This is a genomic window from Bacillus sp. LSHTCR4 (assembly GCF_057197025.1).
This window is the reverse complement of the sequence record NZ_JBXUNO010000001.1, coordinates 164,842-178,182: the sequence shown is the minus strand read 5'-3', so window position 1 is coordinate 178,182 and position 13,341 is coordinate 164,842. Positions and strand designations below refer to the sequence as shown.

General features: G+C 36.3%; 10 protein-coding genes. 2 read left to right on the top strand and 8 right to left on the bottom strand.

Annotated features, from left to right (window positions below; genetic code table 11):
- Nucleotides 1-2 precede the first annotated feature (2 nt).
- From AC2CGR_RS00875 to AC2CGR_RS00865, 3 genes are all read right to left on the bottom strand, one after another.
- Nucleotides 3-218 (bottom strand): hypothetical protein, encoded by a 216-nt coding sequence (locus tag AC2CGR_RS00875; RefSeq protein ID WP_087965589.1) that lies wholly within the window; start codon nucleotides 216-218, stop codon nucleotides 3-5.
- A 144-nt stretch (nucleotides 219-362) separates the two neighbouring features.
- Complete coding sequence (locus tag AC2CGR_RS00870; RefSeq protein WP_484480432.1) at nucleotides 363-3,224, bottom strand: YhgE/Pip family protein; 2,862 nt, start codon at nucleotides 3,222-3,224, stop codon at nucleotides 363-365.
- A gap of 216 nt (nucleotides 3,225-3,440) precedes the next feature.
- Nucleotides 3,441-4,013: a TetR/AcrR family transcriptional regulator gene (locus tag AC2CGR_RS00865; RefSeq protein WP_000963375.1), complete on the bottom strand. Its 573-nt coding sequence runs from the start codon at nucleotides 4,011-4,013 to the stop codon at nucleotides 3,441-3,443.
- Between the two features lie 326 nt (nucleotides 4,014-4,339).
- Between AC2CGR_RS00865 and AC2CGR_RS00860 the strand changes: the two genes are divergently transcribed.
- Entirely contained in the window at nucleotides 4,340-5,194 is an 855-nt protein-coding gene (locus AC2CGR_RS00860) for a hypothetical protein (RefSeq protein ID WP_087965593.1), read from the top strand.
- A gap of 114 nt (nucleotides 5,195-5,308) precedes the next feature.
- Here AC2CGR_RS00860 and AC2CGR_RS00855 read toward each other — a convergent pair whose 3' ends face one another.
- Nucleotides 5,309-5,608 (bottom strand): hypothetical protein, encoded by a 300-nt coding sequence (locus tag AC2CGR_RS00855; RefSeq protein ID WP_014893236.1) that lies wholly within the window; start codon nucleotides 5,606-5,608, stop codon nucleotides 5,309-5,311.
- Between the two features lie 103 nt (nucleotides 5,609-5,711).
- Nucleotides 5,712-8,078, bottom strand: a complete 2,367-nt coding sequence (locus AC2CGR_RS00850; protein ID WP_484480431.1) for a DUF6359 domain-containing protein — start codon at nucleotides 8,076-8,078, stop codon at nucleotides 5,712-5,714.
- 240 nt (nucleotides 8,079-8,318) lie between these two features.
- On the opposite strand from AC2CGR_RS00850, the gene AC2CGR_RS00845 reads away from it, so the two are divergent.
- Nucleotides 8,319-9,671 carry a DUF4026 domain-containing protein gene (locus AC2CGR_RS00845; protein ID WP_087965600.1) on the top strand — a complete coding sequence of 451 codons (1,353 nt, stop codon included), beginning with the start codon at nucleotides 8,319-8,321 and terminating at the stop codon, nucleotides 9,669-9,671.
- Between the two features lie 56 nt (nucleotides 9,672-9,727).
- On the opposite strand, the gene hemY is transcribed toward AC2CGR_RS00845, so the two are convergent.
- The 3 genes from hemY to hemE are packed head-to-tail and all read right to left on the bottom strand — an operon-like array spanning nucleotide 9,728 to nucleotide 13,165.
- Nucleotides 9,728-11,149 carry a protoporphyrinogen oxidase gene (gene hemY / locus AC2CGR_RS00840; RefSeq protein ID WP_087965601.1) on the bottom strand — a complete coding sequence of 474 codons (1,422 nt, stop codon included), beginning with the start codon at nucleotides 11,147-11,149 and terminating at the stop codon, nucleotides 9,728-9,730.
- A gap of 19 nt (nucleotides 11,150-11,168) precedes the next feature.
- On the bottom strand, nucleotides 11,169-12,104 hold the full coding sequence (hemH, locus tag AC2CGR_RS00835; protein ID WP_087965603.1) for a ferrochelatase: 936 nt from the start codon (nucleotides 12,102-12,104) through the stop codon (nucleotides 11,169-11,171).
- Nucleotides 12,105-12,118: 14 nt separating this feature from the next.
- A complete protein-coding gene (gene hemE, locus AC2CGR_RS00830) occupies nucleotides 12,119-13,165 on the bottom strand; it encodes a uroporphyrinogen decarboxylase (RefSeq protein ID WP_000252613.1) in 1,047 nt (348 codons plus the stop codon).
- Nucleotides 13,166-13,341: the final 176 nt, after the last annotated feature.

The window sequence follows — 13,341 nt, the reverse complement described above, 5'->3', positions numbered from 1 at the left end:
CTTTATTGTTTGTCCTTACTATTCTTCTTCATTCTTTCACTTACAACATCCATAAAGTAATACCCACTAATTAGCACATAGTAAACTACAAGTATTCCTATTGCATCTTTCATATTTATATATTTTTCTTTATGAAACAAGATAGGTGAAAGGGCGTAAACAAGAAAGATGATTAACGGATTTACGATAAAATAATAAGTAAGATTTCCTTTCATCATATCAGCTCCTCTACTCTCTATTTCTCTGTAAATTGTTGTAATTCCTTTTCTTTCGTTTCTATAGTTTTTAGACAGATTCATATCCAAACTACAAAAAAGATGCCCTACATTAAAATAAAAAAAGCACCGAAAAGGTGCTTTTTTCTACGCTTCAACCGATTGATTTTCAGCAATATTTTTAAACTGTCGTTTATGCATCCAAGTTAATGAAGCAATTGTTCCAAGTGATAACACAATGATAAAGATCATGAGTATTCCTATGTTTTGCCACATGAAGTTAAAGTCTCCGCTTGATACGACTGCCTTCAATCCAGATACAGAGTATGTCATCGGTAACCAAGCATTAAATGGTTGTAAAAACTTCGGAATTAATTCTAGTGGGAATGTTCCAGCGCTTGTTGTAAGCTGAATAATTAATGTGATGATGGCGATAAAACGCCCTGCATCACCGAATGCTGTTACTAAACATTGAATTAACGCGATAAACGCTAAGCTTGTAACGATGCTAAAGAGTATGAAATACGGAATACTTTGTACTTCTACACCTAATCCGAACAGTAGTATGACATCAGCTACTACTGCTTGAATAATACCGACTGATAGTAATACGCCAAACTTACTAATAAACCAACTAAACCCTGATTTTGGAACACCAACTGTATCACGTAATGGATATACGATTGATAATAGTAATGCCCCAACGAATAAACCGAGTGATAAGAAATACGGTGTAAATCCAGTTCCGTAGTTTGGAACTTCCGCCATTTTCTCCGTCTTCACTTTTACAGGGCTTGCAAACATATCATACGTTTTATCCGTCCCTTTTACTTCACCCGTTTTCTCTGCCCCTTCGCCAAGTTTCTCAGCAAGTTCACCTGAACCGTCGTTTACTTTTACAAGGCCATCCGTTACTTTTCCTGATCCATCTGCTAGTTTATTTACGCCGTCGATTAGCTGTGTTGAGCCAGTTGACATTTTATTTAGACCACCATTTAGCGTACCTATGCCCGTTGTTACTTGACCAGATCCATCTGCTAATTGGGTTACTCCACCTGCCATTTGGTTTGCTCCTACAGATAATGTACCTAAACCGCCTGTTACTTGGCTTGAGCCGTCCGCTAATTTCGTTACGCCTACAGATAGTGTACCTAAACCGCCTGTTACTTGGCTTGAGCCATCTGCTAATTGATTGACACCACCTGCCATTTGGTTCGCTCCTGCAGATAATATGTCTAGGCCACCTGTTACTTTACCGGAGCCATCTGCTAATTGATTTATCGCATCAATTAATTGACCGGATTCGTTTTTAAATTTATTTGCGCCTTCTTTTGCTTCATTTAATTTCTTACCAAACTCTTGAAAATCCCCAATAAACACCTTTTGTACACCGACTAATTTCTCAATACTATTCGTTAAAGAGTCCAATTTTTCGGTATTCGGTAGCTTGTTTTGTAAATCACCTGTTTTTTGATTTATTTCGCTTTTTAATTGTTTTACTTCTTCATTTAATTTATTTGTTCCACCTGCTACTCCGGCAGCTTTTTGCTGAACTGTCGCTGTACTTTTTACAGCACTTGTTATGAATGGTTGTAACTGCTCTTGATATTCTTTTGGTAAACTCTCAATTTGCTTTTGTAAATTCGCTACATCTTGCGCTGCATTTTTTGCATCTCCCGCTGTTGATTGCGTAAATTCATTTAACTGGTTTACATTCGCCCCAGCTCCATTTATTTTCTCATTTACTGTATTCAATATAGAAGGGCCTTTCGACTGCATTTCCTTTAAATCTGCAGCAGAATTTTTCACTGTACGATCTAAATCTTCCAAACCCTTTTCAATTTTTTGAGAAGCTCCCTCTAATTGGCTTTGTCCCCCAACCAGTTGTTCCATACCATTTGATAGATCAATTGTTCCTGTTTTTAATTCACCGGATTGACTTACTAATGTATTTAAACCGTTCGTTACTTTCTTGGACCCATCTTGTAATTTCCCTATACCTGTCTGCATCTCACCTGTTTTACCATTTAATGTATTTAAACCTGCTGTTACTTTCTGAGACCCATCCTGTAATTTCCCTATACCTGTTTGCATCTCACTTGTTTTACTATTTAACATATTTAAACCGTTCGTTACTTTCCCGGAACCGTCTACTAATTTCCCGATACCTGCATTGCTATTTAATACATGTAAACCATCTGTTACTTTGCCTGATCCGTCTACTAATTTTCCGATACCTACCTGCATTTCACCTGTTTTACTATTTAGCACATTTAAACCGTTTGTTACTTTGCCTGACCCATCTACTAATTTATTAGATCCATCTGCTAATTTCTGAACTCCATCCTTCATCTCCCCAGACTTCCCTTGAAGTGTATGAAGTCCATCCGTTACTTTACTTGAACCATCATGCAACTCACTTGATCCGTCGTGTAGTTTACTTGCACCTTCCGCTCCATCTGCTAATCCTTTTGAAACATCTTGAATGGAATCAAACATTTTCTCTGCATATGTTTTCGTTAACGTACTTGCTACTTCACCTTTAATTTTTTCAATGGCTGTTCCACCAATTTGTGAAGATAAGAAGTTTAAGCTTTCGTTTGGGATATATTCTAAGTTTAATGGTTTCGGTTCATCTTTTAATAATGTTGTAGCGTTACTTGAGAAGTCATCTGGAATGCGTACTAACATGTAATACTTTCTACCTTCCATTCCTTTTTTCGCTTCTTTTTCACTGACAAACTCCCATTTAAAACTTGTATTATCTTTTAAATTATCAACGAGCCCTTTTCCGACCTCAATTGGTTTCCCATCAAATACTGCACCTTTATCTAAATTGACTACCGCAACTGGTAAATCATCTAACTGTTTATACGGATCCCAGAAGGCCCATAAAAACATGCCTGCATATAAAATCGGTACGAATAAAACCGCGATAATTGGAATTAATATTTTTTTACTTTTTATAATTTGTTTGAACTCTTTACGAAGTAACTGATTTCCTTTCATCATTTCTCCCCCTTTTTAAAATGACCAAAATGTTCATTTAGTCATTTTTACCCAAACAAAAAGGCTATACTTATTCATACATATGCCTCATCCCCGAATTTATACTATGCAACTGTTCCTTACTATGAAGTGAATATTTCTATTATCCCTCCTAAATTAAATATATGACCACTTTGTTCAATCGGTCACTTTTTTTATAATAATAAAAGGATTATCTTAGTTTGACAATCCTTTTAATAAATAAAGTTCAAATAATTCTGCGATTTTCTCTTTTTCTAGCGGTTCATGATTTTTTTCCCAATCAAAAATAAGCGATACGTATAAGCGAAGCATAATAAATGCTGTAATTTCTGGATCACATTTGCTAATTTCACCTTTGTCAATCGCAATCTTTAAATACGATTGAATGACAGAAACGATTTCCACATCTACTTGTTGCATCACTTCTTGTACTTCTTTCGTTCCCATATCGCGCTCTTCTTGAATTAACTTAATCATGAGCTGATGTTCTTTTCTGAATTCTAATATGCTATATAATGCTCTATGTACATTTTCAAAAAATGAAACATCTGAACGAATTGCATTTTCTGCAACTTGCTTCATTTCTGTAATTAAATTAGAAATAATTTCACCAAATAGCTCTTCTTTATTTTTAAAAAAAGTATAAATCGTCCCTTTTCCTACATTCGCTAACTTCGCTACTTGATCCATCGTTGTTGCTTTATAACCGAACGCTGAAAAAGACTTTGTTGCAGCTTCAATAATAGAACGTTTTCGATCTATCGCCACATCGTCACCTCCAAAAATGACCAATTGGATAATATAGTCAATCAGTACATCTTTGATATTACCACACGCTTACATTCTATACAAGTTCTCTTTTTTATTATTTCCATCATAAAAAATTTCAGTCAAGTTATATCATACTTTCCATAGTTTATCAGAAGAAAAGAGAAAAGGAAAAGGTGTTCTTGAGATATCCAGCTAAACCTTACTTACAAACAACAAATTTCTCTTTTTTTAAATAATCAAATAAAAAAACAAGAAAATCTTTACATTTAATAGTAATATAGAAAATAGACAAGTTCATCAAAATAGTGGAGGCTTTTTCAGTCATGATGCGTGCGCTTCGTTTAAATATAAAGCAAGCTTTTTGTAATCGTGTTTCTTTAATTATTTTATTTAGTGGATTCGTTCTTATTTGTATTTATCATTATTATTATGTCATTCGTTATTTAGGAGACGCTGCGAGCGGACCTATATCAACAGATATAAAATGGATTGGATTTCGTGATAATGAAATGGATGTTTATTTATTATTAATGCCAGTTATTGCGAGTTTTCCCTTTAGTACAAGTTACAATGCCGATAAGTCAGATGGTTTTAAACCGTTCGTAAGTAAAGGAATTTCGTTATTTCCTTATGCAATAACGAAATATATCGTTACATTTTTTTGCGGAGGATTTCTTTATACATTTCCGTTCATCTTATCATTATTATTTTGCAAATTAACAATTCCAGACGGAGAACCTATAGCTGGTTCAGGCATCATAAATGATGATGGAATGTTCGCAAACCTATATTTAGATGCGCCTCTCACTTACATTACGGTATATATCGGAATTAATTTTTTATTTGCAGGTTTAATGGCCCTCTTAGGACTCGCTGCATCTGCATGGTCACAAAAGGACTATATGGCGATTCTATTTCCATTTGCAGTTAACTCCATTCCGTACGTCCTGCTAAATACAATATTCCCTACAATAGGCGGAGCACCTATTCATTTATATGACCCAAAGCAACCATTGCAAGGCATGTCACCGTACATTTTAACGATGCAATGTGCTTTCTTCCTTCTCGTTAGCTTACTTATGTATATACAAGGAGTAAAGCGGGATAGAAAAAAATATAGAAGAAGACTGCAAAGAAGAGATCGGTGTAGAAAAGCGTTTCAAGTAATTTCAGACTAAATCATTGAGCGAATAAGAGCGTAATTCCCTGAGTTAGCTTAGGAAATTACGCTCTTATTATCATTTACATGTATCAATCGTATATTTTTACTATTCATATCATCACCCTCCCCTTTACGGCGTACCAGCCAATCCCCATAAAATAACGACCGCTACAAAATAAATCGCTTTAATACCTACCACTAAACATAATGAAATAATTGCATATTTACTTAATTCTCTTCTTGCGCCAATTAAAGTAAAAATAACTGCCAAACTAAATGTTATATAAGATGCCGCTGTATGTATTAAGTTATATGTAATATCTAAACTTTGCGTAAGTCCTATTACCTCCGCTACAAATTGGAGCATGACGATTGTACTAAAAAAAATTGCAAGCTGATTTATTAATTTTCCATTTAACCATGCTTGCATCTTCAACCTCCTCGTTAATAATACTGAATTTTTAAATAATTTTAACATGATTTTTACAGAAAAAGAACGCTCAGTATATCTCTAAGCGCTCTTTCTCAACTATTTAAAAAGCTTTCTTCAAATCAATTTGAGCAAGTACTGGGTCGTGGTCACTTACACGGCCATGCTCTTTCATAATGTTTGAGTTTAAGTGTACTGGGTCTACGATTGTGTGCGGTGCAATGTTGTTTGTTACTAAAATATGATCTAACACTTGTGCATTTCCTTCATGAATGTACGTGTAGCGATTTTCTTTCGGCACTGTGTTTAACATATTTTTCAAGATTGTTCCTTCTAGTGTTTTTAATGGTTTAGCAAACTCAAAATCGTTCATATCCCCTAACACAACAACTGGTGCATTCGTGTTCTTTTTCTGAATTCCTTGTACGAAATGATTTACTTCTTGTGCTAACTGAATTCGTTTTTCTTCACTCTTTAATACGAGCGGCTGCACTTTTCCAAATGGTGTTGCATCTCCTAGTTTTGAGTTTAAGTGATTTGCAACGACAACAACGTTTTGTCCTTGGAACGTAAATTCTGCCGCAAGCGGTTTACGTGTACTTTCAAACAATGGATTTTCGTCTCCAATGCGAACGACATTTTTATCAAGTAACTTCGGTACTGTTGCTAATTTCACGCGTGATGGGTTGTAGAAGAAACCGACGCGAATATTCGCTCCTGGTGCTCCTCCGTCTAGATTATTATGCGGAGCAATTTCTACATACTCATACTTTGGCCCGCGAATCTCTAGCACTGCATCAATGATACGTTTTGCGCTTAATGAAGCATCCGTTGTACCGTCATTAATCGTTCCGTTATTATCTTGCATTTCCTCTACACCGATAATATCTGGCATTTTTAAATTGTATTTAATAGAATACGCTAACGCTTTTACTTTTTCATCTGTTGTTTCTTTTTTATTCGCTGAGAAGTTTTCAATGTTATATGTAGCAACTGTTAACTTATCAAGACGCGGCTGAATATTTGCTCCTATTTGCTTAAATCCACCGTCTACTACAGATGGTAATTCCGTTATTGGCGCAATGCGGAACGCACCGTAATCATATCCGACTACTCCTGTTATATCTCCTGTGAAAGTATCTCCTACTTTTGCTACATAATCACGAGGTACTTTTACAGAAAGACGCTCTGGGTTTAATTGATTTTCATCTAATACAGGTGTGCCATATTTCGTTACGACTTTATTCCCACCATTTTTCACTGTTACATATAAATTCCCGTTTTTCTGAGGAGCAATAATTTTTGGTGTTGGCATTGTAACGCGCATACCTTCTATACTTTCATAAAAGTCGATTGCATCTTCATTTGGATCAAATAAACCAAATGCATCATTATCGATAATTTGATCAGGAATTTTCACACCATTTTCTCCAAGTACAATCGGTGCTGGTAAAGCTTGATCTTTTGCGATTACAGCAACGCGGCTCGCTTTAATTTCCGTCGTCGTTAAGTCTGTTTCAAACCTTTCTGCATATCCAGGTCCAACATATTCTTCTACTACTCCATCAACTTGAATAAGATCTCCTACTGCTACATTCGCATCCTTTTTGTACACATACATACCTTCTGAAGTAGCTGGATCATTATCTGGCTGATTATCTTCTATATAAAAACCATTTTTATCAAGCGCTGTTACAACGCCTTCCACATTGTATACTTTCTTCCCGTTGTAAGGAGAAATATGTGATTTTCCTTGAATATCATGAATACGAACCTGTTCATTGTTTACGATAATAAATGAAAAAGTTGAAATTGCTGAAGAAGTAAGCCCTTCTTTCTCTGCAATTGCTTTCATTACACTGTTTTCATTCACAATAATTTGTCCGTTATAACGAACACTTTTATTTGTAGGGTTAGAGCCATCTAACGTATAGTAGATTGTTGCTCCTTCTGTATTCGTCGTTAATGTTACCGCTGTTCCTTTCGTAATTTCTCCGCCACTAGGTGAAGCTACTACATCACTAACACGGTTTTGTCCTTCTCCTTGAAACTTATGAGCTGTTACCGATTTTAAACCTGGACTACTAAAATATAATTCAAGCGTCCCTGTTAAACTAACTTTCTTCCCGATATTTTCAGGATGATCTTTCACGTTTACTGCCGCTCTCACATCGCCTTTTGGCAACTGAACAGGCATGATTTTGTCTGGATTCGTTTCATTTGGCGAATCAGCAATTGCTACGTTTGTATCATCAAACTTAGTCGGATCTTTCGTGTATTTAGAAGGACTTTGCGTATATCCGACAATATATCCTTCCACTGTCCCCTTCGTTTTCCCTTGCTGCTTAAATACTTGAATTGCTTTTTCTACTGACATAGAAGTAGTTTCTTCTGCTTGTACTAAAGTTCCAGTAAATGAAAGCAATAGTATGAATGATAAAAAGACACTTAACAATTTCTTCACAGCCATTTTCCTCTCCCTATTTCATATTTTCTCAGCATGTCTATCATATCAAATGATTCGTTATATAGAATGATATTTCGACAAGTTTTACAAAAAATTTATTTAATTTACAACCTTTCAAACTATAATACAAAATAATAATTTTACACCCTCTACGAATGCGTTTTATAATATGAAAGAGAAAAAACAGAAATATCGAAATTTAATTGGCATGTAAAATGGATTCATTTGAATAGGAGTGATTGGATGGAAGTGCAAACAGAAACATACCGCGCAGCTATGAATGGAACATTAGAACGTCATTTTTCAGATATGATTGCCGTTATACCAACTAGAATTACAATTGAGCAGTTAAAACAACGGCTAGAAACTATCGCTACTAAAGTTGATGAGTTAAAAATTGTTTATAGTGATGAGACAAGCCTTATTGTTGAGTTACATATGGATGAAACAATCATACCGTATGAACTGCATATTGATGAGGCGAATGACCCAGAAGAATATAAAATGTACAATAGACAAGATTCTACAATCGTAGATCGTAATTTTGAAGATGCGGCTTTCGGTACTGAAATTTTCACTCGTACGCTATTTGTAGGCGATGTACTGGACTGCTTTTTCCAGCAAATACAATTTTTATGGAACCTCGCCCCAGATTTGTTATTTGTAATTGATTCAAGTGCAGCAATGAAGGTAATATCTAGAAACTATATTGAATATCACGTTGAAAATGAATTATTACCTGACATTCCTGACTTATACGTTATTCATTCCGTTTATGAAGACGATAAAGAAGGCGAGCCTACGCAATATTGGTTTCATACACACGGCCTTTTAAGAGCGGGCGTAACAGAAATAGAATTAATTATTCCAAATCGCATTTCTTCCTACTACGGCATTGGTGACCTTTTTCAAACATTTGCTAATAATGCCGTTGAGAATGGCCAAGTCCCTATGAATGAGCCTATCGTTATCGCACATAGTCAGCAAGGTTCTATACATACAGTAGCAGTTCCATGGGAGAAAGGATTATCTTATATTGGGCATAAAACGAGTATGGATCAATTATCTTCAATTGAGAATGAAGAAGTAAAGCTACAACCTATAGATGCACAAAACACATTCTTAGGCGGGATGGATGACCGAGATGAATACCATCAATCGCCATCTGTTCTCTTGTTCAAATTTGATACTTCAGAAGAATGTATCGAAAGCTTTTTCAAAGAACACGAGGAAGCTACAGGGCTCATGTTTTATAAAACAAATAGTGAAACGGCTCGTATGGCTTACAATGCGAAGAATACTTTCGGGTATTTCAGCAACATTTTTCAAATTGAAAAATCCAATGAAGAGTTTCGTTTTCTCGCTAAGTTTGGTGTTTCCTATGAAGAGGGTAAAAGCGAACATATGTGGTTTGAAATGCAACATATTACAGAAGACCTGATTCAAGGAATACTCATCAATGAACCATATTTTATAGACGATATGAGTGAAGGAAATTCTTATCATTTAGATTTTGATAACTTAACAGAATGGGTTATTTATGCTGGTGATGCTGTGATAAAGCCAAATAACTTATATATGTTTATTGGCGAATAAGTATTTTATATAACAAACAAAACGCCTTCAATACGATTGAAGGCGTTTCTTATATTTTATTGTACGATTAATTCAGCATCTATTACTTTCTCCAAATGAGATAATACACGCTTTGCAGCCCTCTCACCTTGATCAATACAGTCCGGCAGACCAGAACCAGCGTAAGAACTACCTGCCAAGTATATACCTGGCAACTCTTTCTCCATAAATGTTGTGAGTTTCTTCATTCGCTCGTTATGACCTACTGTATATTGGGGCATCGCTTCTTTCCAGCGACTTACGATGGTAAACTCTGGATCCTCTGTAATATCCATCGTCTTTCGTAAGTCTTCTAGTACAAGCTGAACGAGCTCCTCTTCTGTTTGTTCTACAACTGCTTCATCACCAGGTCGTCCAACGTAACATCGAAGAAGCATTTTTCCTTCTGGCGTTGTATGTGGCCATTTTTTATGTGTCCACGTACATGCTGTAATTGTGTAATCACTATTCCGAGATACGACAAATCCTGTACCATCAATATCGCGCTGAATGGCTGATTTCGGGAAAGACATTGCTACATTCGCAACTGATGTGGACGGAATGTTGCGGAAGAAACGAAACTGCTTGTACTGTGCAAACATAGATGGCAATACTTTATGTGAACTTGCCACTACGACCGCATCCGCTTCTATTTCTTTTCCGTTACTAAGAGTAATCGTATAGCCATCACCAAGTTTTGCAACTTTTTCAATGCGAGTGCCCTTTATTATCGTACCTTCATGCATCTTTGATTCGAGAGATTCTACGATAGATTCTAAACCAGTTTTCACTGTTTGAAAGATTCCTTTTTTCGGTTCAGCTTTCTCTGCTTTTGGAGCGAGCGTACGCATACCAAGTGAAATACTGCGATGTTTCTGCTCAATTTGATACATTTGCGGGAATGTTGACATTAAGCTCATTTCATCAATATCTCCTGCATAAATACCCGATAGTAATGGTTCGATTAAATTTTCAACCACTTCGTTTCCGAGGCGATGCCTGAAAAAATGCCCCAGTGATTGGTCAGATACTGGCTTTGATCTCGGCATTAATAGATCAAAACCAGCTCTTAGTTTACCAATTGGGGAGAACAGCCCGGAAAATAGAAACGGCGTAATTTGCGTTGGAATTCCCATCATTGATCCGCTCGGCATTTTATGTAACCGATTGTTTACGAGGATAAATGATTGACCGGCCTGATTATTTACAAGTTCATCGCCAAGACCTAATTCTTTCACTAATCTAGCTGCACTTTCTTTTCGTGCTAAGAAAGAATCCGGACCGCGTTCAATTGTAAATCCATCTTTTCGAACGGTTTGAATTTTCCCGCCAAGTTTACCCGATGCTTCTATCAGTAATGTATCAATCGGCAAGTTCTTGTCATGAATATCTCTTTGTAAGTTATACATTGTTGTTAATCCTGTGATGCCACCGCCGATGATTACAACTTTTTTCCTCAAGCAGGCTCCCCCTTTCTTCTTACATTACAGATTCTTTTTTCTTTAATACAACATCTGTTAAGCAGTCAATAAATGCGTCCGATGCGTTTGGCATTTCTGGACGATAATATTTTGCGCCAATTTCATCCGTTACAACTTTACACTCAAAGTCATTGTCATATAAAACTTCTAAATGTTCCGCAACAAATCCAACTGGTGCATATACGAATGAAGTATAACCGTGCTTTTCATTTAGTTCTCTCGTTAAATCTTGTACATCTGGACCAATCCAAGGATCTGGTGTGTTTCCAGCACTTTGCCAACCTACTGCATAGTTTGCTACTTCAGCGCCTCTTGCAATATAATCCGCTGTTTCATTTAATTGATTTGGATATGGATCGCCCATTGCAATAATTTTTTCTGGTAAGCTGTGAGCTGATACGATTAATACTGCTTTTTCACGTTCTGCGTCTGACATACCATTATATATTCCTTTCACTGCATCAACCCAGTACTGGATAAATTTCGGTTCTTTATACCAGCTGTCGATGCCATGAATTGTTAAGTTTCCAAGTTTCTCAGCTTCTTCTTGTGCTCGTCCAACGTATGATTTTACGCTAAACGTAGAATAGTGCGGTGCAAGAACAAGTGCGATTGCATCTTGTATACCGTCGTTATGCATATCTTTCACTGCGTCTTCAATAAACGGTTCAATATGTTTTAAGCCAAGATACATATGGTACTCTACTTCATCTTGTACTTCATTTAAACGCTTCTCTAACTTCTTAGCTTGCTCTAATGTAATAGTAGCTAAAGGAGAAATACCACCAATTGCACGGTAGCGCTCTGTTAAATCTTCTAGCATTTCAGGACTTGGCTTTCTTCCTCTGCGAATATGTGTATAGTAACGTTCAATATCTTCTTCTTTATATGGCGTTCCGTATGCCATTACAAGCAAACCAATTTTCTTTTTCATACAGCAATGCTCCTTTACTTCGCTAACTGTTCTTTAGAGTACTCATGAATAAATGTAGTTAAACGTTTTAATGTATCTGGATTTACTTCTGGGAATACACCGTGACCTAAGTTAAAGATATAACCCGGCTGCTTCATCCCTTGATCTAAAATACCTTTTACATGTTCTTCAATAACAGACCATGGTGCAAGTAAGAACGAAGGATCCATATTACCTTGTACCGCCTTATGAACGCCGCGTGCACGTGCCTCTTCGATTGGTAAGCGCCAATCTAAGCCGACTACATCAAGCGGTAAGTCGTGCCATTCATTTACTAAGTGTGCAGCTCCTACGCCGTGCATAATCATCGGTACACCCATCGTGCGAACTTCTGCAAAAATACGCTCCATTGCTGGTTTAATAAATACGCGGTAATCTGCTACGTTTACTGTTCCAACCCAAGAATCGAAAATTTGAACTGCTTTTGCTCCTGCGTTAATTTGCGCTTTTAAATATGTAATAACCATATCTGCTAGTTTATCCATTAAAGCGAACCAAGCTTTTGGCTCTGCATACATGAACGCTTTCGTATTATGGTAGTTACGAGATGGACCGCCTTCAATCATATAGCTCGCTAATGTAAATGGAGCTCCTGAAAAACCGATTAACGGTACGTCTAACATTTCTGTCGTTAATAAACGAATTGTATCTAATATGTACGGTACGTCATCTTCTGGATTGATTTCCCCTAGTTTTTCTACGTCTTGTAAAGAACGGATTGGATTATCAATAACTGGGCCAATACCTGATTTAATTTCTACATCCACGCCAATTGCAGGTAGTGGTGACATAATATCTTTATAAAGAATTGCTGCGTCTACGTTATATTGATCAACTGGCAACTTTGTAACGTAAGCACATAACTCTGGATTATGTGTAATTTCAAATAAAGAATACTTTTCTTTTATCTTTCTATATTCCGGCTGCGAACGACCTGCTTGACGCATATACCACGCTGGTACATAATCAGTACGTTCCCCCCTACATGCTTTTAAAAATGTCTCATTTATAGTTCTTACCAAGACCCTTGCTCCCTTCCTTACCAATGCTTCGAATACGTTCGATATTTATCTTTTTTTACTATACAGCTTGTAAAAACAAAATGCATAATATTATGTACGTTGTTCATTAAATTGACACAAACATTCTTAAAAACGCTTACTATTTTCACAACATTCTTATTATAACATAGAGAAAA